The 24,279-nt window shown below is 58.3% G+C and carries 23 protein-coding genes and 2 tRNA genes; 5 read left to right on the top strand and 20 right to left on the bottom strand.

Annotated features, from left to right (window positions below; translation table 11 throughout):
* Positions 1 to 57: 57 nt before the first annotated feature.
* The 10 genes from B5F39_RS11495 to B5F39_RS11450 form a co-directional block, all read right to left on the bottom strand.
* A complete protein-coding gene (locus tag B5F39_RS11495; RefSeq protein ID WP_087367669.1) occupies positions 58 to 2,520 on the bottom strand; it encodes an ATP-dependent Clp protease ATP-binding subunit in 2,463 nt (820 codons plus the stop codon).
* Complete coding sequence (locus B5F39_RS11490) at positions 2,521 to 3,039, bottom strand: UvrB/UvrC motif-containing protein (RefSeq protein WP_087367666.1); 519 nt, start codon at positions 3,037 to 3,039, stop codon at positions 2,521 to 2,523.
* A 12-nt stretch (positions 3,040 to 3,051) separates the two neighbouring features.
* Entirely contained in the window at positions 3,052 to 3,537 is a 486-nt protein-coding gene (locus tag B5F39_RS11485) for a CtsR family transcriptional regulator (protein ID WP_087367663.1), read from the bottom strand.
* 336 nt (positions 3,538 to 3,873) lie between these two features.
* The gene (locus tag B5F39_RS11480; protein WP_158096035.1) at positions 3,874 to 4,539 is read right to left on the bottom strand and encodes a nucleotidyltransferase domain-containing protein; all 666 of its coding nucleotides are present in this window, start codon (positions 4,537 to 4,539) and stop codon (positions 3,874 to 3,876) included.
* Between the two features lie 88 nt (positions 4,540 to 4,627).
* Positions 4,628 to 4,703, bottom strand: a tRNA-Glu gene (locus B5F39_RS11475).
* A 7-nt stretch (positions 4,704 to 4,710) separates the two neighbouring features.
* Positions 4,711 to 4,786, bottom strand: a tRNA-Lys gene (locus B5F39_RS11470).
* Between the two features lie 75 nt (positions 4,787 to 4,861).
* Positions 4,862 to 6,202, bottom strand: coding sequence for an adenosylmethionine--8-amino-7-oxononanoate transaminase (gene bioA / locus B5F39_RS11465; protein ID WP_087367659.1), 1,341 nt, complete (start codon positions 6,200 to 6,202; stop codon positions 4,862 to 4,864).
* Positions 6,192 to 6,893 (bottom strand): dethiobiotin synthase, encoded by a 702-nt coding sequence (gene bioD / locus B5F39_RS11460; RefSeq protein WP_087367655.1) that lies wholly within the window; start codon positions 6,891 to 6,893, stop codon positions 6,192 to 6,194. The genes bioA and bioD overlap by 11 nt, the downstream gene beginning before the upstream one ends.
* Positions 6,890 to 7,852, bottom strand: coding sequence for a biotin synthase BioB (gene bioB / locus B5F39_RS11455; protein WP_087367652.1), 963 nt, complete (start codon positions 7,850 to 7,852; stop codon positions 6,890 to 6,892). Before bioB ends, bioD begins: the two co-directional genes overlap by 4 nt.
* Positions 7,852 to 8,412: a biotin transporter BioY gene (locus B5F39_RS11450; protein ID WP_087367649.1), complete on the bottom strand. Its 561-nt coding sequence runs from the start codon at positions 8,410 to 8,412 to the stop codon at positions 7,852 to 7,854. Before B5F39_RS11450 ends, bioB begins: the two co-directional genes overlap by 1 nt.
* Before the next feature lie 147 nt (positions 8,413 to 8,559).
* Here B5F39_RS11450 and B5F39_RS11445 point away from each other — a divergent pair, with 147 nt between their 5' ends.
* Positions 8,560 to 10,200 carry an NFACT family protein gene (locus B5F39_RS11445; protein ID WP_087367646.1) on the top strand — a complete coding sequence of 547 codons (1,641 nt, stop codon included), beginning with the start codon at positions 8,560 to 8,562 and terminating at the stop codon, positions 10,198 to 10,200.
* Here B5F39_RS11445 and B5F39_RS11440 read toward each other — a convergent pair.
* Together B5F39_RS11440 and ileS are read right to left on the bottom strand one after the other, a co-directional pair.
* Positions 10,187 to 11,188 carry an RluA family pseudouridine synthase gene (locus tag B5F39_RS11440; protein ID WP_087367643.1) on the bottom strand — a complete coding sequence of 334 codons (1,002 nt, stop codon included), beginning with the start codon at positions 11,186 to 11,188 and terminating at the stop codon, positions 10,187 to 10,189. The two genes, B5F39_RS11445 and B5F39_RS11440, sit on opposite strands and share 14 nt — an antisense overlap.
* Positions 11,172 to 13,952, bottom strand: a complete 2,781-nt coding sequence (ileS, locus tag B5F39_RS11435; RefSeq protein ID WP_087367640.1) for an isoleucine--tRNA ligase — start codon at positions 13,950 to 13,952, stop codon at positions 11,172 to 11,174. Before ileS ends, B5F39_RS11440 begins: the two co-directional genes overlap by 17 nt.
* A 170-nt stretch (positions 13,953 to 14,122) precedes the next feature.
* On the opposite strand from ileS, the gene B5F39_RS11430 reads away from it, so the two are divergent.
* The gene (locus B5F39_RS11430) at positions 14,123 to 14,479 is read left to right on the top strand and encodes a diacylglycerol kinase (protein ID WP_087367637.1); all 357 of its coding nucleotides are present in this window, start codon (positions 14,123 to 14,125) and stop codon (positions 14,477 to 14,479) included.
* Between the two features lie 83 nt (positions 14,480 to 14,562).
* Here B5F39_RS11430 and B5F39_RS11425 read toward each other — a convergent pair whose 3' ends face one another.
* Both B5F39_RS11425 and prfB read right to left on the bottom strand, forming a co-directional pair.
* Positions 14,563 to 16,776, bottom strand: coding sequence for a SpoIVB peptidase S55 domain-containing protein (locus tag B5F39_RS11425; RefSeq protein ID WP_087367634.1), 2,214 nt, complete (start codon positions 16,774 to 16,776; stop codon positions 14,563 to 14,565).
* A gap of 18 nt (positions 16,777 to 16,794) precedes the next feature.
* A protein-coding gene (prfB, locus tag B5F39_RS11420; protein ID WP_143330735.1) for a peptide chain release factor 2 occupies positions 16,795 to 17,905 on the bottom strand; the annotation gives its coding sequence in 2 pieces (ribosomal slippage) (positions 16,795 to 17,832 and positions 17,834 to 17,905; 1,110 coding nt in all).
* A gap of 103 nt (positions 17,906 to 18,008) precedes the next feature.
* Here prfB and B5F39_RS11415 point away from each other — a divergent pair.
* Entirely contained in the window at positions 18,009 to 19,019 is a 1,011-nt protein-coding gene (locus tag B5F39_RS11415) for a biotin--[acetyl-CoA-carboxylase] ligase (protein ID WP_087367629.1), read from the top strand.
* A gap of 13 nt (positions 19,020 to 19,032) precedes the next feature.
* Positions 19,033 to 20,064 (top strand): selenide, water dikinase SelD, encoded by a 1,032-nt coding sequence (selD, locus tag B5F39_RS11410; protein WP_087367626.1) that lies wholly within the window; start codon positions 19,033 to 19,035, stop codon positions 20,062 to 20,064.
* Positions 20,065 to 20,130: 66 nt separating this feature from the next.
* On the opposite strand, the gene B5F39_RS14105 is transcribed toward selD, so the two are convergent.
* Positions 20,131 to 20,310 (bottom strand): hypothetical protein, encoded by a 180-nt coding sequence (locus B5F39_RS14105; protein ID WP_143330734.1) that lies wholly within the window; start codon positions 20,308 to 20,310, stop codon positions 20,131 to 20,133.
* Between the two features lie 214 nt (positions 20,311 to 20,524).
* Between B5F39_RS14105 and B5F39_RS11405 the strand changes: the two genes are divergently transcribed.
* A complete protein-coding gene (locus B5F39_RS11405; protein ID WP_087367623.1) occupies positions 20,525 to 21,007 on the top strand; it encodes an Lrp/AsnC family transcriptional regulator in 483 nt (160 codons plus the stop codon).
* Positions 21,008 to 21,130: 123 nt separating this feature from the next.
* Here the strand turns inward: B5F39_RS11405 and B5F39_RS14295 are convergent, their stop codons facing one another.
* The 5 genes from B5F39_RS14295 to fabZ all read right to left on the bottom strand — a co-directional run bounded on the left by B5F39_RS14295 (position 21,131) and on the right by fabZ (position 24,278).
* The gene (locus B5F39_RS14295) at positions 21,131 to 21,295 is read right to left on the bottom strand and encodes a hypothetical protein (RefSeq protein ID WP_158096034.1); all 165 of its coding nucleotides are present in this window, start codon (positions 21,293 to 21,295) and stop codon (positions 21,131 to 21,133) included.
* A gap of 97 nt (positions 21,296 to 21,392) precedes the next feature.
* The gene (locus B5F39_RS11400; RefSeq protein ID WP_087367620.1) at positions 21,393 to 22,511 is read right to left on the bottom strand and encodes an LptF/LptG family permease; all 1,119 of its coding nucleotides are present in this window, start codon (positions 22,509 to 22,511) and stop codon (positions 21,393 to 21,395) included.
* Positions 22,508 to 22,987 (bottom strand): HAD-IIIA family hydrolase, encoded by a 480-nt coding sequence (locus tag B5F39_RS11395; RefSeq protein ID WP_087367617.1) that lies wholly within the window; start codon positions 22,985 to 22,987, stop codon positions 22,508 to 22,510. The genes B5F39_RS11400 and B5F39_RS11395 overlap by 4 nt, the downstream gene beginning before the upstream one ends.
* A 2-nt stretch (positions 22,988 to 22,989) precedes the next feature.
* Positions 22,990 to 23,802 carry an acyl-ACP--UDP-N-acetylglucosamine O-acyltransferase gene (gene lpxA, locus B5F39_RS11390; RefSeq protein ID WP_087367614.1) on the bottom strand — a complete coding sequence of 271 codons (813 nt, stop codon included), beginning with the start codon at positions 23,800 to 23,802 and terminating at the stop codon, positions 22,990 to 22,992.
* Positions 23,799 to 24,278, bottom strand: a complete 480-nt coding sequence (gene fabZ, locus B5F39_RS11385; protein WP_087367611.1) for a 3-hydroxyacyl-ACP dehydratase FabZ — start codon at positions 24,276 to 24,278, stop codon at positions 23,799 to 23,801. Before fabZ ends, lpxA begins: the two co-directional genes overlap by 4 nt.
* Between the last annotated feature and the right edge of the window lies 1 nt (position 24,279).

Here is a 24,279-nt window from a genome sequence, read left to right as displayed (position 1 = left end):
AAAACGAATCCGAGAAGGATGGCCTTCCCGGATTCGCCATGACGTGCGCTTTACGCGCTATATTTTCTCAAAATCGAGGCGTTCGCCATCCGACGTGACCTTTATCCTGTCGCCTGAGCTTACCGCGCCTTCGAGCAGGCGGTTTGATATTTCGTCCTCCACCATCCGCTGAATTGTACGGCGAAGCGGCCTGGCTCCATATTTGGGGTCGTAGCCCTTGTCGAGGATGTATTTTTTCGCGCTTTCGTCCGCCTCTATCTCGACGCCGTTGCTGCGCGCGCGTTTGACGACTTCGTCCAGCATGACGTCTACTATTTTCAGAAGTGTTTCGCGTCCGAGCGGCTCGAATACGAGTATTTCGTCTATCCTGTTCAGGAATTCGGGGCGGAACGCTTTGCGCGCCGCCTCCATAACGGTCTCGCGCATCTGCCGTCTGCCGGCGGCCTCCGCACTCTCCGTGCCGCCGAAGCCGAGAGCCCGCGTCTTCATGTTCTCCGTCACGCCGACGTTGCTCGTCATGATGACGACGCAGTTTCTGAAGTCGCTGACGTGGCCCTTGCCGTCGGTCAGCCGTCCGTCCTCGAGCAGCTGGAGCAAAATGTTGAATACGTCCGGATGCGCTTTCTCTATCTCGTCGAACAGCACCACGGAGTACGGGCGGCGGCGCACAGCCTCGGTAAGCTTGCCGCCCTCCTCGAATCCGACGTACCCAGGCGGCGCTCCTATCAGCTTGGCCGCCTCGTGGCGCTCCATGTATTCGCTCATGTCTACACGTATCATGGCGTCCTCGCTGCCGAAGAGAAACTCCGCAAGCGACCGCGCCAGCTCCGTTTTGCCGACCCCGGTGGGTCCCAGAAATAGGAAGCTGCCTACGGGGCGTTTCGGGTCTTTCATTCCGCTTCTGGCGCGGCGCACGGCTCTGGCTACGGCGTGAAGCGCCTCGTCCTGCCCAATGACGCGTTTTCTGAGCTCGTCCTCCATGCGGAGCAGGCGGCGGCTCTCTTCTTCCGTAAGCTGCGTCACGGGGATGCCCGTGCTTTCCGCGACTATTTCCGCTATATCCTCGGCCTTTATCTCCGGCTTCAGCTTGTTCTGCTTTTCAGTCCATTCCCTGCGCCACTGCTCGCTCTGCTCCTTGGCCTTACGCTCCTCGTCGCGCAGATATGCGGCTTTCTCAAACTCCTGCGCCGCCGCGGCCTCCTCTTTTTCCTTTCTAAGGTCGTCTATGCTTCTCTCGAGGGCCTTTAGCTCGTCGGGAGCTTCGAGCGTCTTTATACGCGCGCGCGCGGACGCTTCGTCGATCAGGTCTATCGCTTTATCCGGAAGGAACCTGTCTGTAATGTAGCGTTTCGATAAAGAAGCCGCAGCCTCCAGCGCAGCGTCGGTTATGCGCACTCTGTGGTGTTCCTCATATCTGTCCCGGAGCCCCTTCAGTATGAGCACGGTCTCCTCCTCACTCGGCTCGTCCACCTGGACGGGCTGGAACCGCCGTTCGAGCGCCGCGTCCTTTTCGATATATTTACGGTACTCGTTTATCGTCGTCGCGCCTATTACCTGGAACTCTCCGCGCGCTAGGCACGGCTTGAGTATGTTCGCAGCGTCGACGGCGCCTTCGGCTCCGCCTGCTCCGACGATGGTATGTATCTCGTCTATGAAAAGGATGATCCCCTTCGTCTCTCTGATTTCCTTGACGAGCCGTCTCATGCGCTCCTCGAATTCGCCGCGGTATTTTGTGCCGGCGACGAGGTTCGCTACGTTGAGCTGCATGACGCGCTTGCCCTTAAGCACCTCCGGGATGTCGCCCGAGTTGATCTTTTGCGCCAGCCCTTCGGCCACAGCCGTCTTTCCAACGCCGGGCTCGCCGATGAGCACCGGATTGTTTTTAGTCCGGCGCGAAAGTATCTGAACGACGCGCTGTATCTCCTTCGCGCGTCCTATGACCGGGTCGAGCTCGCCGTTCGCGGCCATCTTCGTCAGATCCGTCGCAAGCTGATCCACCATCGGCGTGTTCGACGGCGTTCCTCGCCCCGCACCCTGCTGGCTTTGACGCTGCTCCTTAGGAGCGCCGGAGCCGACCGTTCTGCCGCCTTCGCGCAGCTCCGCGATAAGAGCACGGCATCCCGCGAGCGTCATTCCGTGCGCCTCGAGCACCTGCGCCGCCATTCCGCCTTTTTCCGCGAGTATGGCGAGAAAGATATGCTCCGTACCGATGTAGTTCATGCCCATGCGCCGCGCCTCGCGCATCGCGAGGTCGATGACGTACTTGGCGCGGGTGCTCATCGGAAGGTCGCGCGGCTCCGTGTAAGGAGTGCCGACCCCGGCGTTGCGCTCTATCTCGCTCACGATGGCCTCCGGCGACGTCCCGTTATATGCGAGCACCCGCGAGATTATGGTGTCGTTGTCATAGAGCAGCCCAAGCAGTATATGCTCGGTTCCTATGACGTCATGCCCCATTCTGAGGGCCTCTTTTTGTGCTATTTGAAATACGCGTTTTCCGCGTTCCGTAAAATCCTGAGCCATCTATACGTTATGTTCTCCATTCGCTTCATTTATGTCGGTATTTTTTATGTCGGTATTTTTGAGTTCCGCCATTCTGTCGCGGAGCTTCGCGGCTGTTTCGTAGTCCTCAGCCTTCACGGCCTCGCGCATTTTGCGCTCGAGCGAAAACATCTCCTCCTCGGCGGTCATGATGCCTTCTTCCGCCGCCGGGGCCGCGTTCTCGACAGGCGCGGTTTCATCGTCTTTACGCTCGAACATGGAGTCCGGCAGCACGCCGCCGCAGTGCGGGCATACGCGCCGGTTTTCCTTTTTGTGAGCGTAGGCGCTGCGAAGCGCCGGCATGACCAAATCCCTGAACGCCTGATCTATCCCCATCAGCCCTTCGACCGAAAACGACATCCTCATTAAATTGGTTGCGTCGTCTATTTTGAAATACTCTCCGGCGCATTCCCTGCAAAGGTGCTGCACGTGCCGTTCACCGTTCACCACATTGACGAGGTGTATCTCCGCACGTCTTGTTCCGCAATGTTCACAAAGCATATGACCCGCCTCCTAACTAAGCGCAAGGCTAGTAAGTAATTTTTTGAGCAGTGCCGCTCTCATTATCTCTCTTTTATGTATCGAAATGTCATACAGATTTTTGCCGTTCTCTTCCTGGTCGCGCAATGCCACCTCTATTATGAGGCGCTCCCTCGCGGATATTATTTTTCTGTTTTGCAGATTCATCAGAAGCCTGCGGGAATCCTGTTCGGAAATTTTGTTGCCTACAAGGTCCTCCAGGTGGACGGCCTCTTCGTCGCAGCTTTTGAAGGTGAGCTGGACGACCCGAATATACCCGTGGCCTCCGCGCTGACTCTCGACTATAAAGCCGTTCTCCGGCGCAAACCGGCTCCTGAGCACGTAATTTATCTGGCTCGGCACACATTCAAACAGCTCCGCGAGATCTTTCCTCCGAAGCAGAATCGTACCCCCGCCGTTTTCTTCAAGAAGATGGCCTATATATTCCTCTATCCTTCTCGTAAGACTTGACGCAGCCACCGCGCTCACTCCGTTTCAAATTTTTTGTCCGCCGGGCTCTGTCGTGCGGGCCCGCGCGGGAAGGGATGCAATCCAGCAAGCCTGCCTGAATCATGGAAAAGGCGGCGTTTCGCGGGCTTAAAGCGCAAGCCTGGTATTTCGTCTGACAGCACGCTCCAGCGCCCTTCCGCCGTGCTTTGTTTTCAGAATGTTTTCATTCTGTCCATGTGAGGTATTCTACTCTATTATCACAAAAAGGTCAACAAAGGACAAATAAAATTTTCTGCCCTTCGCTGACCTTTTACGGCATGTGTAAAATTATGTATCCCGCTGTAAGCCCAGCCCGTTCAGCAAGCGCTACGAGCTTTTTATCACACCGGAACTCCATGCTGCGAGGGCGTCGGAGAGTTTGTCAAAATCACCGGCGCGCGCCTCCCCGTTTCGAAAAGCGTCGAAACCAGCCAAAATCTCAAGATCCGCTCCGCCGGCGACAGGCGTCAGCTCGCTTACTTTCTTGAGGAATATTCCCGTCTCGCAATAGTGCTTTACGCGCGCAGTGAAAAAGGCGGCTTTATAGAGCGCGGAAAGCGTCTCCATGTCCCTCGCGTAAAGGCGGTTGTGGCAGCATCCGTGATAGATGGCGCAGGCTCCGTCCTTGAGCGCCTTTTCCGCAGCCGCCTTCCAAGAGGCTGGCGTTATGAACCCCAGCGAACCGTACAGAGGCGCGGTATCGTGATAAAGAAGGAAAAGTTCCGAAGGACTCCAGGCGCGAAGCTCCTCCGCGCCGCAGATGAAACCGCACGCCTTTTCGGAGTACGGCATTGAGGATATTATCCCGGAGTAGAGCTCCAGCTCCCTCCCGGTCAGCTCCGCGAGCACTACCACGAGGTCGATGTCGCTGTCCGCGGCCGCCTCGCCGCGTCCCCGGCTGCCCTGAAGCCCGGCAAAAACCAGCGCGTCTCCGAAAACTTTTTCAAGCTTGCTCAAAAACTCGCCGCACCATTCGTTCAAGTTGATTTCCACAGTTGCCTCCCCTTTCCTATCTTCGAAGCCATAAATACGAAAAAGCGGGAAACATCCGCAAATGCTTCCCGCTTATTGAGGCCTGAAATGGCGGTCCTAACGAGATTCGAACTCGTGTCGCCGCCTTGAAAGGGCGGTGTCCTAGGCCTCTGGACGATAGGACCGCAAAAGTGGTGAATCGCCCGGGATTTGAACCCGGGACACCCGGATTAAAAGTCCGGTGCTCTGCCAACTGAGCTAGCGATTCACTCGCGCATCACGAGGAGATATTTTACAGCATTTTACGATTTTGTCAACACGTTTTATCTTACGAATTCGCATCTCACCCAAGCACTGCGTCCAGCGCGCTCTTCGCGCGGGCCACAGCCTCTTCGAGCTCCCTTTCCGTTATAGTCAGCGGCGGATTGAAATATATGACGTCGCCGAGCGGACGCAGGATAAGGCCGCGTTTGAGAGCTTCTTTGTAAATTGCGTAGCCGGTGCGCTTTTCACCGTCGAAACCTTTTTTCGATTTTTTGTCAGCCACCAGCTCTATCGCGTTTATGAGGCCGATATGGCGGATTTCGCCGACGTTCGGATGCGCCGCGAATGTGTCGTTCAGCAACTCGTTGAGATATTTCGCGCGCGGCGCTGCTTTTTCTATTGTTTTATCTTCTCGCAGGATTTTCTGCACGGCGAGCGCAGCCGAGCATCCGAGCGGGTTGCCGCTGTACGTATGGCTGTGCATGAAGGCCCTGCCTTCGCGATAGTCCGCGTAGAAGGCGCCGTATATTTCGTCGGTCACCACGGTTATAGCCATCGGCATATAGCCGCCCGTCAGCCCCTTCGATATGCACATTATGTCCGGACTTACTCCGGCGTGGTCGAAGGCGAACATTTTCCCCGTGCGTCCGAAGCCGGTCGCTATTTCGTCGGCTATGAGCAGCACATTGTATTCATCGCAGAGCGCGCGCAGCTTCGTCAAATATTCTGCCGGATAGATGCGCATGCCGGCGCTGCCCTGCAGCAGAGGCTCTACTATGACGGCGCAGCATTCGGCGGCGTGTTCCTCGAAGAGCCGTTCCGCGAAGGCGAAACACTCGACTGAGCAATTTCCGCGCTCTCTGCCGCATGGGCAGCGGTAGCAGTCAGGCGCTTCTATGCGTTCTACGTCCATAAGCATCGGCTTGTATATCTTCGCGTAAAGGTCGAGGCAGCCGACGGAGAGCGCGCCTATCGTCTCGCCGTGATAGCCGTCAGAGAGGCAGATGAATTTAGTTTTTTCCGGGCGCCCGGTCTGGTGCTGGTACTGGAAGGCCATCTTCAGCGCGCATTCGACGGAGGCTGAGCCGTTGTCCGAGAAGTTGAACTTCGTGAGGCCGCGCGGCACGACTTCCGAAAGTTCCTCGCACAGACGTATCGCCGGCTCGTGCGTGAAGTTCGCGAATATCACGTGCTCGAGGCGGTCTATCTGTTCTTTGACAGCGGCGTTTATCGTAGGATTGCAGTGCCCAAGAAGGTTGCACCACCACGAGCTGACGATGTCTATGTACTCTTTGCCGTAAACGTCGTAGAGGTACACGCCTTTCCCATGGTCTATCACTATCGGCGGCAGATCCTCGTAGTCCTTCATCTGCGAGCACGGGTGCCAAATGTGTTTCAGGTCTCTCTCCTCAAGCGTCAATTTCTTCCGCCTCCTTGAAAAGTCCGCAAAGTCCCTCCGCGCTTATGGACAGCTCCGTGTCGCCGCGTTTCACGCATGCCGCGACGCGCGCGCCGGCGAGCTCTTCTATCATATATTTGTTGTCCCTGTGCATGATTTGTGTTTCGTCGTAGTCGTTCATGATTATGCCGCGGACTTCTATGCCGTTCGCGCGCGCATACCCGGCGGTCAGGACTGCGGAATTTATCGAGCCGAGGCCCGAAGGCGAAACTATCACGACGGAGAGGCCGCAGGCATTGATTATGTCCGAGAGCATAATGCGCTCGCCGTCCCAGCGTATCGGGCAGACGATGCCGCCGCTGCCCTCGACGCATAGGTATTCGTATTTTTTCAGGGCGCGCGCGAAATCACGGCGTATTACGTTAAGATTAGGCGGATCACCTTCGATGCGCGCAGCGAGGTGAGGCGACAGAGGATTTTTGTAAATGTAGGAGACGAGGCTCTCCGGCGCTTCTGTCATGCCGCTCATACGGGCGACGAAATCCGCGTCGCCGGGGACGAGCTTGCCGCCGCGCTCCTCCGCGCCGCTGAGCGCCGCCTTGTAATAACCGGCGTTTATTCCGGCATCGCGCAGCTTTTTTACAATCAGCGCCGTGACGTAGGTCTTCCCGACGTCCGTTCCAGTCGCGGTGACGAATATCGCGCGGCTCACGGCCTTCTCGCCTCGTAGCCGAGTTCGTTTATCATTTTCATATCCTCCTCGATAGAGATTCCGGCGGTCGTCAGCATGTCGCCCGATATCGCCGCGTTCGCGCCAGAGCGGAACACGGCGCGCCCCTTGTCGGCGAGCAGGCCGCGGCCGCCGGCCATACGTATCGCCGCATCCGGCAGAATGAACCGAAAGAGCGCCGCAGTCCGCCGGATTTCGCCGTATCCGAGCGGCGGCATGTTTTCGTACGGAGTGCCCTTGATAGGGTTGAGCACGTTGAGCGGCACGGATTTCACGCCGAGCCCGCGCAGCTCGAGAGCCATGTCGGCGCGGTCGGCGAAGCTCTCGCCCATGCCGATTATCCCTCCGCTGCATACCTCCAGCCCGGCGCGCATGGCGGCCTTTATCGCCGCTATCTTGTCTTCATAGCCGTGCGTCGTGCAGACGTTCGGGAAGTTGCGGCGCGAAGTCTCGAGGTTGTTGTGCACACGCGTGACGCCGGCCTCCCTGAGCTTCACAAAATCTTCGTATCCGAGCAGCCCGTGTGAAGCGCAGAGGTTTATTCCGCATTTCTCGCGGAGAAAAGCGTATATTTCGCAGACGCGCCCCACTTCGCCGCCGGCTAGCTTTCTTCCCGAGGTGACGAGCGCGACGCGGCCTATGCCGCGTTCCTCGTTGTAGCGCGCCTCGCGCAATGCCTCTTCGGCGCCTATCAGGGGATATTCCTTAGCGCCGGAGCGGTAGGCCGCCGACTGCGCGCAAAACTTACAGTTTTCGGTGCATCGTCCGCTTTTCGCGTTGATTATCGTGCAGGCGTCGAAGCCGCTTCCCGAAAACCGCCTGCGTATATCGTCGGCGGCGCTTGAAAGCTCTTCTATATCCGCATTCTCAAGCGAAAGGGCCTCTGCCCTCGTTATGCTTTCTCCGGAAAAAATTTTTTCTTTTAATTCGCCGATTTTCATTAATGTTTTCCGCCTCCGATGCGTGGTATGACTTTTACGGCGATAGCCGCCGATACGAAGCAGAGCGCGACGTCGCCGGGCGCAGCCAAAACCACGCAGTACAGCAGAAGCGTCAAGACGGCCACCGGCGAGCCTGCAAAGTACGATGCCGCGAACCAATAATAGACGACGCCGAAGAGATACACGACGGCGATATTTGCGAAGCTCGCGCAGAGAAGCAGAGCAAAGCTCTTTTTTTCGCGCGACCACGCAATTTTGCCTGCGATCCACGCGCCGGCCGCGAAGCCTACGATGTAGCCGAACGTCGGATTCATCACGTACCACGGACCGCCGCCGCCTGTGAACACAGGCAGCCCTATCAGCCCGGCAGCCATGTAAAGTCCCGCCGCCGACGCTCCGCTCTTCGGCCCGAGCAGAAGTCCGGCGAGGTTCGCGAAAAGAAATTGAAGCGTAAAAGGCACCACGGGCACGGGAATTCTGATGAACGCCCCGACCGCAATCAGCGCCGCGAAAAGCGCTGTCAGCGCCATATCCCTGCTGCCGCTTCCCCTTTCTTTCATCCGCCCGCCTCCTATGTCAACGTCTTTACAAATGAAGTATGACATGAGGCATTGATTATGTCAACCTATACATGTCTGTTAAGTTGACTACAGTAAAACCCCGATGGTGTATAATCTCGGCGAGAAATTACGTTAGGAGGTATAGCCTTGTCCTTCGGTCCCGAACTTATATGGAGCTGGAGCCGTGAGCTTTCCGCGCTCGCCGGAAGACGGGCGCAGCGCGTCGACGGCGGAGGCAGCGCCGTCATAATCTCGCTCGCCGGCGGCGCTGAGCTGCTGCTCTCGTGGGGCGCGCAGAACTGCGGAGCCGCGGTCATCAGCGCAGGCGACAAGAAGTCTCTGCTCGCAGCCGCGCGCCAGACCCCGCCGATAGCTAACGCCGTGAAAAGCCATCTGACCGGAGCGCAGCTCGTCTCCGTCGCGCAGCTCCACCGTGACAGAATACTGGAATTCACATTCAGGAAAACGATAGGGGCCGGCTTCTCCACCGAGAGGCGGCTAGTGCTCGAGATAATGGAGCGCTTCAGCAATCTCGTCATCACCGACGAGAACGGGACGATCATAGAAACCGCGAAGCACGTACATCCCGCTGACAACAGCTTCAGGACCGTCCTCCCGGGCGTACCTTACCACATGCCGCCGCTCTTCGGAGGAACGCCGCTCGAGGAATGGCTCGCGGAGCCGCGCAGGGATACGCTGATGAAGGTCGCAGGCGTCGGCAGGCCGCTGCTGAAACTGCTCGCCGCTTACCCAGCCGCGCTCGCCGCCGAATATCTTCGCGGGCTTTACTGCGATTCCGGCGCGCCTATGACGCCGCAGAGGATAGGAAAATATGTTACGGCGCTTCCGGGACTTCTGCCCGACGCTGAAAAACTGCCCGACGGCTCCACGTACGCGCTCATCGCGCTCGCGCCAATGAAGGACGGCTCGATCGAAAGCCGCCGCAAAAATATAGTCAAACACATCGAAAAAGAAATCACTCGACGCGAACGGCAGCTCGGAGACATCAGAAACCTGCTAACGGACGGGAGCCCTGCGCGCTTCAAGCTTTGGGGCGAGCTGATAGTCGCCAACATGTGGAATATAAAACACGGCGCTGCGGAGGCGGAGCTGGCAGGCTACGACGACGCCGGGAACGAGATTTCACGCAAAGTGCCGCTTGATCCGCGCCTCTCGCCGTCTCAGAACTCGGCTGCGTATTTCGCGAAATACAAGAAAATAACGTCGGCGCAGGAACGCGCATCGTCGCTCGTGCGGAAGGTGGAAGAAGAGCTCGACGAACTGCGTGAAGAGCTGGCGCTCGCCTCGTCGATAGACGAAGCGCAGGCGCTCGTGATGCTTGAAGAGGAGCTGGGCATGTCGAAGACGCAGAATCAGAAACGCGGAGGCAAAAAAGAGCCGCAGCTCCCACCGCATGTGCGCTTTGAATTTGAGAAGGCGATAGTCTGCGCAGGATTATCCGCGAAGGGCAACCGCTGGCTGACCTTCCGCTTCGCCTCGCCCGACGACTGGTGGTTCCACGCGCAGGGCGTGCCGGGCGCCCACGTCGTACTGCGTGCGGCGGATACGCTGACCAGCGAGGAATTCGGCGAACTCGCGGCATTCTGCGCCTCGCTCGCGGTCTTTTACAGCAAGGCCAAGAACGAGCCGCGCCATCGCGTGGACTACACGCGCCGCAAATACGTCAGCCCGATACGCGGCGGCGAGGCGAACGTAACGTATAAGGAATTTTCGAGTATAACCGGAGAGCCGTCGCTGTGGAGCGAAAAGGCGCCTAAACGGGATTAGTCCCCGCGCGCAGCTCTTCCAGGTAAGAGGATAGCTCTGGCGGGAGAGGCTGAACGAAGCTCATGTCCTCGTGCGTGCGCGGGTGTTTGAAGCCGAGCTTCCACGCGTGAAGGAAAAGCCGCTCAGGGCCGAACGGCGAAGGGCGCGACGGCGCGTAGAGCCTGTCTCCGACAAGCGGGCAACGCAGAGCCTGCATGTGAACCCGAATCTGATGCGTCCGCCCGCTGTGTAGACGGCATATGACAAGCGACTTTCCGCCTCGCGTCCATATTTTCTTATAATCCGTCCACGCCTCTCGCCCGTCCTCGACGCAGGCCATTTTGAGCCTGTTGTACGGATCGCGCCCGATCGGGTATTTGACCGTCCCTTCCGCCGCCGGCGGCTCTCCCCAGCAGAGAGCGAGGTATTCTTTATTTACTCGCCTTTCCTTGAATTCTTTGAAAAGCCCCTCTTGCGCCAGGCCGCTGCGCGCGACTACCATCAGCCCAGACGTAGTTGCGTCGAGCCTGTGGACTATGCCGGGACGCTGGACTCCGTTGAGCGCGCCCAGGCCGGGATAACGGAACAGCAGGCCGTGTACGAGAGTACCGCTCCAATGGCCAGGCGCGGGATGGACGACGAGACCGGCTGGTTTATTGACGATTATTATATCCTCGTCGTCGTAGACGACCTCGAACGGTACATCCTGAGGCTCGAGGTCAAGCGTCTCCGCGGGGGGGATCTCGACGCCGAGCCTATCGCCTTCCGCGACCTTGACCGACGGCTTAATACGCCGCTCGGGCGTGAGGGCCGCATTGCCTTCTTTAATGAGCTTCTGCGCGTACGCCCGGCTTATCCCAATGAGACGCGAGAGCGCGAAATCCAGCCTGTGGCCTGAAAGCTCCGCGGCTATCTCGAACTCCTGAAAAGAAGAGGGAGCGGGCCGCTCGCCCTCCCCCTCTTCGCTCAGTCCGTTTATCAGAAGCTCTTCGTTATTTTCCGACGACATCGGCGCAGCGGTCGCAGATTCCCTTTTCCGCGACTTCGTGACGGTGCTTCCAGCAGCGCGGACATTTCTCGTCCTTCGACTTGCTTACGCCTATCGTGAGACCGGTCGTCTCGTCCTCGTAGACGTTTTCTGCCCCAGAGATTTCGTCTACTACACGGCAGGCGGAGACGATGAGTATGTTCTCCCACGTCTCGTCGCTTATCTTTCCGGCGAGCGGCTTATAGTAGTCGCTGAGCTTCACCTGCACCTCCGCGTCGAGCGGGTGTCCGATGATGCCCTTGCCGCGCGCCGCTTCGAGGCCGCGGAGCACTCCCTGGCGAGCCATGAGCAGTAGGTCCCACTCCTCCTCCACCGACGGGTCTATGCCCTCGGCGAGAGGATCGGGCCAGTCTGCGAGAAGTACGCTCTGCGGCAGAGTCGCATCCATCTCACGCATCTTCTGCCAGATTTCCTCAGCCGTGAACGAAAGCACCGGCGACATCATCTGAGTGATGGTCTCGAGCACCTGCCACATGACGGTGCGGATCGAGCGGCGGCTCTTCGCGTGTTCGGCGTCGGCGTAGAGCTTGTCCTTGCTCACGTCGATGTAGAACGACGACAGCTCGTTGTCGCAGAACTGGTGGATAAGCGTCATAGGCTGATGGAACTCATAGTCGTCGAAGCCGGCCATCACGCGCGAACGCAGCCGCTCGAGCTTCAGCAGTATGTACTGATCGACCGGAGCGAGCTCGCTGTGCGGCAGCATATCCTCGGCCGGGTTGAAGCCGGAGAGGTTCGCGAGCAGGAAGCGCGCTGTGTTGCGTATCCTGCGGTAGGATTCTATGAGGTTGCGGAATATCTCCTCCGAGATGCGCACGTCGCCGCGGTAGTCGGACGAGGCGACCCAGAGGCGCAGTATGTCCGCGCCGTTCTTTTCAATTATCTTCTCCGGCTTCATGACGTTGCCGAGAGACTTCGACATCTTCTGCCCGTCTGGGCCCATTATGAAGCCGTGCGTGAGCACCATCCTGTACGGTGCGCGTCCGCGCGTCGCGACGCTGTTTAAAAGCGACGTCTGGAACCAGCCGCGGTGCTGGTCGCTGCCTTCGAGGTAGAGGTCGGCGGGCCAGCTGAGGTCCTCCCAGTTGTCGAGGACGGCGGAGTGGCTTGTGCCGGAGTCGAACCATACGTCCATAATGTCCGAATCCTTGCGCAGATGTTTGCCGCCGCACTTCGGGCAGACCGCGAGGTCGCCGACGAGCTCTTCCGGAGTCATCGTCCACCAGCAGTCGCTTCCGTGCTCGCGCACCTTCTCCGCCACGCGGCGCACGCGGTCGCCCGTCAGGATGACCTCGCCGCAGTCCTCGCAGTAGAACGCCGGAATCGGAACGCCCCACGTACGCTGGCGGCTGATGCACCAGTCGGAACGGTCGCGCACCATGTTTGTGATGCGGTCCTTGCCCCAGTCGGGTATCCATCTGACGTCGTCTATGCACTTGAGCGCCTGGTCGCGGAACTCGGAGACCGCGACGAACCACTGGTCGGTCGCGCGGAAGATGACGGGCTTCTTGCACCTCCAGCAGTGCGGATAGGAGTGCGTTATCTTCAGTTTTCCGAGAAGGCGGTGCGAGCCTTCGAGAAGCTCGAAGACCTTCTTCTCTCCCTCGGCGAGCGACATACCGCCGAAAATCGGCGTATCGGCATAATAATGTCCCGTCGGATCGACCGGGTTGTAGACTTCTATACCGTAGCGGACGCCGGTCTCGTAGTCGTCGCTTCCGTGTCCGGGCGCGGTGTGGACACAGCCGGTGCCGGAGTCGAGCGTAACGTAGTCGGCGAGCACGAACGGGACGGCCCTGTCGTAGAAAGGATGCTTCGCGAGCGAAAATTCAAGCTGCTGCCCCTTGCAGACGAGGATAGGCTCTCCGAGCTCGAGGCCAGTCGCCTTCTCCACCTCGCCCTTGAGGCCGACGGCAATGAGATACACCTTGCCGCCGCACTCGTAGAACCCGTAGTCGTAGCGCGGATGGACGGCGACGGCCATCGACGCGGGCAGAGTCCACGGCGTAGTCGTCCAGATTATGACGTTTACGTCTTTTCCGGCAAGCTCCGGGAACACCTTCGCTGCGTCGGTGTATTCGTAAGCCACGAAAATCGACGGCGAAGTCTCGTCGCCGTACTCGATCTCAGCCGCGGCGAGAGCCGTCTGGCAGTCCGTACACCAGTAGATCGCCTTGCGTCCCTTATAGACCAGCCCCTTGTCAACCATCACGGCGAGTCCTTCAAGCTCCGTCGCCTCGTAAGCCGGAACGAGCGTCATGTACGGATGGTCCCAGTCGCCGATGACGCCGAGACGCTTGAACTGCCCCGTCTGCACGTCCGCGAACGAACGCGCGTAGGCTGCGCACTTCGCGCGCAGCTCGACCGGCGAGATCTCGTCCTTGCCGACGTTCAGCTCCTTCAGAACCTTCAGCTCTATCGGAAGCCCGTGCGTGTCGTAGCCGGGCACGTAGGGCGCGAAGTATCCGCGCTGCCATTTATATTTAACGATAAAGTCCTTGAGTATCTTGTTCGTCGCGGTTCCGATGTGGATGCTCGCGTTCGCGTAGGGCGGCCCGTCGTGAAGAATGAAGGAGGGCTTGTCCTTATTCTTTTTCTTCAGCTCGCCGTAAACGTCGATGTCGTACCAGAATTTCAGAAATTCCGGCTCCCTCTGCGACAGGTTCGCGCGCATCGGGAAATCCGTCTTGGGCAGAAACAGCGTATCCTTATAGTCGTTCGCCATAAAAAAACCTCCGTCTAAAGAGAATGGAATCCGCTCGGAACTCCACGATATACAACTTTGTTATTATAGCGAAACGCAGGCAAATATACAAACGCACGCGCCGCCGGACTATATTGCCGGCGGGAAGGGGCGCTGGGCTTCTGCTATAATTAGCGCCGGGGGTGTGCGCGTTGGAGCAGTGGAAGAACGGAAACCTATTCAACAAAACGCTGTACTCGCTTAACGGGCTGCGCGTTTCTTTTATGACGGAGAAGGCCGTGCGCAATGAGTTTCTGACGTCGGCCGGGTTCGTCGCGATTGCTTTCTTTTTTGACTGCGATCCGGACGACGTTTTTCTTGTTTTTCTGGCCTCCCTCGCCCCAGTCGTCGTCGAACTCATAAACACGGCGGTCGAGCGGCGCATCGACACGAACGACGGCCCCGCTTTCCGCGAGGATGTGCGTATTCAAAAGGATACGCTCTCAGCGGCGGTTTTTCTAAGCCTCTTTATAGCATACGGACTTTGCGTCAAGATCATTTTCTTTTAGCGTTCTCCCGCATACAGTGCCAAGACGGCGGTCCGTCCGGGCCGCCGTCTTGGCACTGTATGAATTTGTTGCAAAGGCTTCGTTTATCCGCGTTTCTGCGAGATTATTTTGAAGTTCTCCTCGTCGTCTCCGTCGTCATCCCCATCGTCGCCGGGATCGTCCGGTGCGTCTGGGTCGTCCGGTCCTTCCTCGCCGGCGTCCGCTCCGTCGTCGGTTTTCGCGCCGTCAGAGGCCTTTGAGGACTGCACTGAGGCTATGAGCGCGGCGAGCTGTTCGTCGGTGATTTCGCCGTCTTCTCCGCCCTTCGATTTAATTTTGATGAAGGTGCGCTGTACTCCCTCTACGTAGTAGTTCGTGTCGGCTATGACCATCGCGCCTTCTTTTATCAGCTCTGCCTTGATTTCGCTGACGAAGCGGTCTTCAAGAAGATCCTCCGGCGAGAATGATTCCCCGCCGCCTTTCCGGCCTTCTCCGCGCTTGGCTCTGTCCGGGGCTTCCGGTCTTTTCTTGTCTTTGTCCTTCGATGCGCCGCCGACAGCCGAGAGTTTGCCCCTGCCTTTTTCAGGCTGAGTCTTGGCGCCGTCTTTGCCGGCTCCAGGATTTTCAGGGCCGCCTATTTCGACAATGAGCTGATTGTTGGTCTCCTTGGCGTTGAGTTCCCTTATCATCTCTTTGAACGACGTTATGGCGCGCGTTCCGGTGATGAGCGGCTCCTGCACCGGCTCTTCTATGCCGCCGCCGCGGGCGGCTATCTCGCAGAAGGCCATCGCGTTCTCTGGAACCGTGAGCTCGAAGGTGTGTACGACGGCATCCCTGCGCCAAGGACGGCAGGTGACGTCTACAGTCAGTTTGTCGCCAGGCTCGTAGACGTCCTTTTTGTCGCGGATCTCAATTTTTTCGATGTAGACTATGCGGGGGTCGCGAGTCATCTCCACGTTCACGGTGACTCCGTATGGATTTATCTCGCGGAATTTGTTGTGGGCTATGATTTTGCCCATAGCTTCGACCTCTTTTTGGAGCGACTTTACGACGTCCTTATCGGAGAAGAATATGTCGCGGCGTTTCCACTGCGGTTCCATGTTGCCGCCCGAGACGGAATAGGTCAGCATAGCGGTTCCCTGACCTTTGCGCCCCCACATCGAGTCTATCAGGCCGAGTATGCCGGTCGTGCCGATTTCCGGCCCCGTGAACGGATCGGCTATCGTCTGGAAACGCTTCGTTTCGACGCGGCCGGTGTCGGCGTCCTTGAAGTTCACGGTGTAGCTGTAGGCGGCCGCCAGCTGCCCGAGTTTTCCGCCGATGGCCTGCGGTCTGTCCTGCGTCACGACGCCCCCTATTTTATCTATGTAGCCGAGTTTGAAGGAGCTGGTGAGGCTCGGTATTATCTTCACTATCCCCGCCTCGGTCATCGCGTATGAGACCGCGCCGCGATTGAACATCGGATGCGCGAAGGCGATGAATCGCCCGTCTTTCGAGAGCGCCGTCAGCGTGCCTATGCCGCCGGCCGAAAAGTCGCCCCACGCAAGCGCGGCCCCTATCGCAGCGCCCGGCTCAGGCTTCCATCCGAGGTTGACTGGACTTTCCGCTCCGGCCTTCGCGCCGAAGGGTACTACCTCGACGCCGAACTGGCTTTCAAGCCGCTTCGCCATCCTTTCGCTGATGCCGTCCACCATGAGCGGCATGGCCTTCTTTTCGAGCCTGCCTCCGGGAAGAGTTTTTTCGCCGGAAACATCCGCCGGGCCGTCCTTGCCATCCGGATTCTGCGCGCCGTCCTTCGCCTTTGGCGCTTTGTCAGCCGAAGCCGGCTCTGCCGTCGCGCCGGCGGCGGCGGGCTTTTCAAGCGGGACGGGAGGGATGCCGAAGCCAGGCAGGTCGTCCTCCCAATCCATGGCCTGCGTCATTTCTTCTATCGGCGTGACCATGCCGAGGTTGCTGTCCGCGAAAGCCCAGCCGTAGCCGATGGCTCCGATGAGCTTACCGTCTATGTAGACGGGCGAACCGCTCATACCGGCGGCTATTCCGCCGTGCTCACGGACGTATTTGTCCTGCACCTCTATGACGATGAGGTTTTTCGGGCTGGTTTTTCGCGGCAGTATGCCGATCACGCTGACTTCGAATGGCGTTATCTTCGTCCCGGAGAACACCGTCTTCGCATAGCCTTTCATGCCGGGCTTCACCTCGGAGAGCGGCATCACCGGCTCAGTCGGGACGAATTTAGAAGGCTTCTCAGCCGCCGCTGCGCCGCAGATCGCAAGGGCCGCCGCGAGCGCAGCTATCATAGCTGTGATCTTTTTCATTTTTTGCAGTCAACTCCGTTACTGTTTTTTGTCGTTTTTCAGGAAACGCAGATAAGCGATTATGAGCTCGTCGATGTTTCCGTCGAGCACGGCCTGCACGTTTCCTATCTCGCAGCCGGAACGGTGATCCTTCACGAGCTGAAATGGCTGTAGCGTGTACGAGCGTATCTGGCTGCCCCACGCTATCGTTCTTTTTTCTCCCTGTATGCTGTCCAGCTGCTCCTGGCGCTCTCGCATCATGCGTTCGAAGAGCTTGGAGCGGAGCACCTGCATCGCGGTCGCACGGTTCATGTGCTGCGAGCGCTCAGTCTGGCAGGATACTATTATCCCAGTCGGGATGTGCGTGATGCGCACCGCGGAGTCGGTCATGTTGACGTACTGCCCTCCAGCGCCGCTCGAGCGGAAGGTATCCATCTTTAGATCTTCCGGACGTATCTCTATCTGAACGCTTTCCGGCAGCACCGGCATGACCTCGACGGACGCGAAGCTGGTATGGCGGCGTTTGGCCGAGTCGAATGGAGATATGCGCACGAGCCGGTGGACTCCCTGCTCGCCTTTGAGATAGCCGTATGCGTAATCTCCGGAAACAGAGAAGGTCACGCTCTTTATTCCCGCTTCCTGGTCGGGCAGTTCGTCTATGACCTTCACGGAGTAGCCGTGCGATTCAGTCCATCTCATATACATGCGGCAGAGCATCTGCGCCCAATCCTGAGAGTCGAGGCCGCCGGCCCCGGCGTGTATCGTCATTATCGCGTCCCCCGCGTCGTATTCGCCGTCGAGAAGGACGAAGGTCTGATAGTCTTCTATAGTCTTTGAAAGCTTTTCGGCGCGCGTATAAAATTCCCCTTCGAGCTCGGCGTCCGCGCCCTCGGACAGAATTTCAGCGATCGCCGCTATTTCATCGAGCTCGCCGCTCATTTCAGAGACTTTGTCAAGCTTTGACTGAAGCCGTGAAAGCTCGCGCGTTACCTCCTGCGAGCCGTCCGAGCCCCAGAAGTCCGGCTTTTCGGTTATTTTGCGAAGTTCTTCGATTCTTGTCTCTGACGCAGGCAGGTCAAAGACTCTCACGCAGCTCATCAAACGATGAACGCAGGTTTGTAATGACGGTCGACGTCGGAAGCGAAACCATCAATACCCCTCCCCTGAATATACACAAATTACCCATTATTATAACCTCAACTTGCGAAAAATCGTATATAATCTAGGCAATTTTGAACGGAGGATGTGGCGCGATGACGAAAAACTGCGGCGAGGAAACAAGCAGGACGAGGCTCTTCGAAGCGCTCGCCGCGAGCCCGGGCGAGATAGTTTCGAGCTCGCGCGTTACGGAGCGCCTCGGCGCGTCGCGTCAGGCCGTATTCAAGGCGGTGTGCGCGCTGCGCGACGAGGGCGTGCCCGTCGAGTCGGTCCCGCAGAAAGGTTACAGGCTCGGCAGTCTCGACGGCGTCCAGGCGATGCCGCCTACGCTGATAGAATATTTTCTGCGCGGCAATCCGCTCTTTAACAAATTCATATATCTCGAAGAGACGGACAGCACGCAGAGCGTGATAAAAAGCCTGGCGCGCCAGGGAGCGCCCGCCGGCGTCGCCGCTTTCAGCGAGATACAGACGTCGGGGCGAGGCCGGCGCGGACGGAGCTGGGCCGGCGCGCCAGGCAAGAACCTAACCTTCTCGGTGCTTCTGCGGCCGAACATCAGGCCCGGCGAAGTCCAGCTTCTCAACCTCGCGGCGGGCGTCGCGGTAAAGAGCACCCTGCGCACGCTCTACTCCATCCCCGCGGAGCTGAAATGGCCAAACGACATACTCTGCCGCGGACGCAAGCTATGCGGCATACTCAGCGAGGCGGCCGGCGAACCTGACAGAGTCTACTACGCCGTCACGGGAATAGGCGCTAACATAAACATGACCGAGGACGAGATTCCCGGAGAGCTGCTCGGATCGGCGACCTCCGCCCGCATCGAGAGCGGAAAGCTTCTCCCGCGCTGGCGCGTATTCGTCGAACTGCTCTCGCGCCTGGCCGAATGCACGGGACTGCTCTGCTCGAAGGCTGGCGGCGCGGAACTTATAAATCTGTACCGCCGCGAGTGCGACACTCTAGGCAAAGACGTAAAAGTCATACAGGACGACGAGACCTTCACGGGGCGCGCCGAAGACGTGACCGACGAAGGCGCGCTCGTCGTGAGAATCGGTTCGGAAGAAAAAATATTCGCCGCGGCGGACGTTCAGCATCTGCGCGCGGTTTAGGAGGCAGATTCCAATGAGACTGACGGAACGCGCGCGCACAAGCGGCTGAGCCGCCAAGATAGCTCCGGCGGAGCTCGACAAGATATTGAAGGGGCTGCCCGTGCTCAAGACGGACAGGCTGCTGGCGTCGTGGAACCACGGCGAGGACGCCGCGCTTTGGAAGATAACCGAGGACCGAATCGGGATACTAACGATAGACTTCATTACGCCGGTCGTCGACGACCCGAGGCGCTTCGGCGAAATCGCCGCCGCGAACTCCCTCAGCGACGTCTACGCGATGGGCGGAGACCCTATAATCGCTCTCAACGTCGTGTGCTTCCCGACCTCGTGCGAACCTCTCTCCGTGCTTCAGGAGATACTCGACGGAGGCGCGAACAAGATAATCGAGGCGAACGCGATGCTCGCAGGAGGCCACAGTGTGCAGGACCAGGAGCCTAAATACGGCCTCGTCGTATTCGGAGAGGTAGATGCCAAAGCCATGTGGACGGTCGGCACTGCTCGCGAGGGCGACGCGCTGATACTGACGAAACCGCTGGGCACCGGCATAGCCGTCACCGCTATCAAAGCAGGGCTGTTCGCACAGGAGAACATCGAGGCGGCTGAGCTCAACATGGCGAAGCTCAACGCCGTGCCGCCGCTCTTCCCGAAAAAGCTGCGCGAAAAGGTGAGCGCCTGCACAGACCTTACCGGTTTCGGCCTCGCGAGCCACGCGCTCGACCTCGCGTCCGGCGGGACGTCGCTCGAGATAGAATGCGCAAGGGTCCCGCTCCTCCCCGGCATCGAGGAGATGGCGAACATGGGACTGCTCCCGGCCGGATCGTACGAGAATAAGAAATATGTAGGAGACAGGGTGATAAACGAATCGCCGCTCGGACGCTTCGCCGAGGACATAGCCTTCGACCCGCAGACCTCAGGCGGGCTGCTCATAGCGGCGCCGCGCGGCGCATGCGAAGAAATGCTGCCCATACTGCGCGCGAACGGCTTCGAGCGCTCCGAGATAATCGGACGCTTCGTCGCAGGAGACGAAAAACTTTACCTCAAATAATCGCAAAACACGAAAAAAGCGGGCCTTTATCGAAGGGCCCGCTTTCACTCTGAAGACATGGCGCCGTTACGCGGCCGCTATCATAGCGCAGAGCACCAGAGCAAGCACAGCCGTCATCTTGAAGCAGAGGGAATCCGCCTTCTCGACGTCCTCCTTCGGCCATTTGCGCTCGAGGAAACGGCTCACGTCCATGCCGCTCTTCATCGCGTTCTGCGGGAAAATTATCATACGAAGGGCTTCACTCATACAAAACACCTCTTTCTCAAAAACATTCCCGATTTCCGGGCGGCTCATATTATCGCAGAAGCTAGCCGCAAAGGCTATAGAGCCGTAAAAGCGGCGAGGTCCTGCGTCTTTAAGAATTAAAATGAAGCGACGGCATTGCTTCAATTATTACAGAACCGCTAAACTTTCTGATATAATCAAAAATGGAAAATTTTTCGTGCGAGGCTGACGGACGATGGAAAAAGACGGAATAACGCTGGACGATACCGACAGGCGGATACTTGCGATATTGCAGGAGAACGCGCGGGCGGCTTTCACGGAGATAGGACGGGCCGTCGGGCTCACCTCGCCCGCCGTCAAAGAACGCGTCGTGCGTATGGAACAGGCCGGGCTGATAAAGGGCTACAGGGCCGAGCTAGACTACTCGATGCTCGGACGTCAGCTCCGCGCCGTCGTCATGCTTAAAGTCAAAAACTATGATAGATTTTCCGAGAAGAGAGGCGCGGCTTACATTTACGAGATAAAGAAGATTCGCGGCGTCGTCCGCGCCTGGGACGTGACCGGGGACGTCGAGTGCATAGCAGAGGTGGCCGTGCCTTCGACAAAAGAGCTCGACGCCGCGCTCGCGCAGTTCAGCGCCATCGGTTTCGCGACGACCACATACCTCATACTAAGCGACACGGGAGAGCTGCCTGCGCTTGACAGAAGCGGAAGATAAGACGTTAACGCCGCAGAACCCATAAAAACGGGCGCCGGATTAAGGAACGCCCGTCTTGTTTCAGATGAAGGAATGGAGTCTTACAGAGCCGCTCCACTCTGCAGAGCGGTTTTTAAGACAAATCTATTGATGCGAGAACATCGTTATCGCTTCAGCCGGGGCTTTGAAAGTAAAAATTCCGGAGCCGCCCGTACCGGCGCATGTTATATAGGCCTCGTCGGTGCCCGGTTTTATGCAGACGTTCGACGACTTCATATACTCTGCGCGCCCTTCGATAAGTACGTTCATAAAAGCAGTATCGCGCGCGCCTGATGGGAATATACGGGCATCGCCGGCTTCCTGAAAAGAAAGCCGGCGATGCCCGTACTATAATCACAATCTGACTTCAGCCGAGTCTGTTCGCCCTCAGACAGAAGAAGACGCTTATCGCAAGGAATACGAAGTTAGCAACCCATGCGGCGAGTATGGGCGGCAGCGAGCCGCTTTCGCCGAGCGCCCGTCCGAAGGACATGATAACGTAATAGACGAATATTATTATGACGCTGAAGCCGAGGCCGACGCTCGAACTCGAACGCTGCGGCCTGCTGCCGAGCGCCGCGCCGAGTATGCCGAAGATGAGGCAGGCCCACGGGACGGCGAGGCGCAGATGGAAGGCCATCCACAGGTCTCCGGCCTCCGCGCCTGTCTTGCCGCGTATCTCTATCGCGCGCAGCAGCTCAGGTATCGTCATCTCGTCGGGCTTCCTGTCGTTCGCGGATATCTCGTCCGGCTCCATGTTGAGCATGAGCGCCTGGCGGTTGAACTTGAAGAGCAGCCCGACCTCCTTGGTCTCTTTCTTTATCTCGTAGACGGCGCCGTCAGTCAGCCACCAGCTTCCGGAGAGCCATTCCCCGCTTTTCGCCGCGATTATGCGGGCGAGCCGCCCGCCCTCAAATTCCTCTACGACGACGTTCTCCATCTCCTTTGTTTCGTTGTCCATCTTGTCTATGTATATGACGCGTTCGACGGAACCGCCGCCCTCTTCCTTAAGGAACACTTTTTGAGTGAAGACCGGCGCAGATTCGTGGAGCACCTCGTACTTCATGACGTTCGCCGCCGCGCGCTCGCTGACAGGGACGACGCTCTCGTTTATGACGAGGGCGCAGATGGATATGACGAAGGCCGCCGCGACGACCGGGCGCACGATGCGCTGGAAGGAAAGCCCGGCGGACTTGAGCGCGACTATCTCGGAATTAGCCGAAAGCTTGCCGAAGCCCAGCAGCGCCGCGAGAAGGCAGCTCATCGGTATTGTGAAGACGACGAGCCTCGGCATGTAATATATGAACAGCCTTATGACTATGCCTATGGAAACGCCCTTCTGTATTATGAGCTCGGCCATCTGGAAGAGAAGTCCTCCCGCCACCAGGATTATAGTGAAAGCGACGAGGCCGAAGAAAAACGGCGCTTTCAGCTCGTTCAGTATAAAACGGTCAAGAGCTCTTACTTTAAAGGATGATATATTCAATCGGCAGCCTCTCCGTCGTTGATTCTGATTATCATTTCCGCGCACTCACGTATGGCGCCGCGTCCTCCGCCGCGCTTGGCGACATAACCGGCGGCCTTCTTCGCCTCGGCGCAGGCGTTCGCAACCGCTATGCCGAGACCGGCCCATTCGATGCACTCGACGTCCGGGACGTCGTCTCCGGCGTAGGCCGTCTCGTCCGCCGTCACGCCAAGCTCCGCCGCTATCTTCCTAAGCTCCGGCAGCTTGTCTTTGACGCCGTTGACGCAGCGCGTTATCTTCAAATCTTCCGCGCGCTTCTGCGTCGGCGCTGAATAACGCCCGCTGATGAAGGCGACCTTCACGCCCTTTTTGATGAGCGCCGCTATTCCCTGCCCGTCCTGGACGTCAAAGCGCTTCATTTCGTTCCCCGAGCCGTCCATGTAGATGCCGCCGTCGGTCAAAGTGCCGTCGACGTCCATAGCGAACAGTTTTATCAATCTTATTCCTCCGACTTGCGTTCCCAGTCGTGCGTTACGCGCGGAGTGAAGCCGCGGGTGCTTTCCGCCGCGAAGTCGATGATCATCTGCGCCTCACGGTCGTTCGGATATTTCTCTGCGAGCCGGCGCAGCGCCTCTTTCAGCTGCAAGGACGAATTATAAATGAGTTTATACATATCGCGTATCTTGCGGCGCGACGCGGACTCGAAGCCGCGACGGCGCAGCCCGACCTTGTTGATGTCGAAGACGCGAAGCGGTATCCCAGCCGCGAGACAGTAGGGAGGCACATCCTGCGTAATGCGCGAAAGCCCGCCTATCATGCAGTACGAGCCGATATGAGTAAACTGGTGGAATCCCGTCATGCCGCCTATGACGACATAGTCGCCGACGACGACGTGCCCGGAAAGTCCGGCTTTGTTGGCTATAGTGCATTCGCGCCCGATGCGGACGTTGTGCGCGAGGTGGACGTTCTCCATGATGAAGCAGCCGTCTCCGACCTTCGTCACGTTGCCCTCGCCAGCGGCGCGGTTCACGGTGACGTATTCGCGGCATACGACTCTGTCTCCGAGGATGGCCCAGGTCTCCTCGCCGCGGTAGCTTAAATCCTGAGGTATTCCGCCGATGACGGCGTGCTCGTGGATCACGCAGCCCGCGCCCATCTCAGTATAGTCGCAGACGCGCGCAAAAGCGCGGAGTTCCGAACCGTCGCCTATCCTCGTCTTAGGGTCTACTATACAGTACGGTCCTATCTTTACGTCCTCGCCGAGCTCGGCCTCTTTGGCCACTATCGCTGTGGGGTGTATTTGGACGCTCATTTCTTATCTTCCGCCTCGACAAGCGTAAGGCCGGAAGCGATATGAAAGCCCATCTCCGCCTCAGCCACAACTTCGCCGTCGACTGTGGCGACGAATTCGAATTTTCCCATGCTGCCGCGGCGCCTCTTGAGCCTCGCGGTCGTGCGGAGCTGGTCGCCGGGCTTCACGGGCCTGCGGAATTTAGCGTGGTCTATGGAAGTGAGGTAGACGAGCTTGCGTTCGCCCGTCTGGAATTCCTTCTGCATTTTCATGAGGACTGCGCCGACCTGCCCCATAGCTTCGAGTATAAGCACTCCCGGCATAACGGGCTCGTCGGGGAAATGTCCCTGGAAGAAGGGCTCGTTGAAGGTCACGTTCTTATAGCCCGTAACCTCTTTTACGGTATCCGTGTCTACTATGTTTTCGATCCGGTCAACAAGCAGAAAGGGGTATCTGTGCGGAAGCAGCCCCATTATCTGGTTGATGTTTACTTGCATA

Source organism: Cloacibacillus sp. An23 (assembly GCF_002159945.1).
Taxonomy (GTDB): Bacteria; Synergistota; Synergistia; order Synergistales; family Synergistaceae; genus Caccocola.
This window is presented reverse-complemented; position numbering and strand designations above follow the sequence as displayed.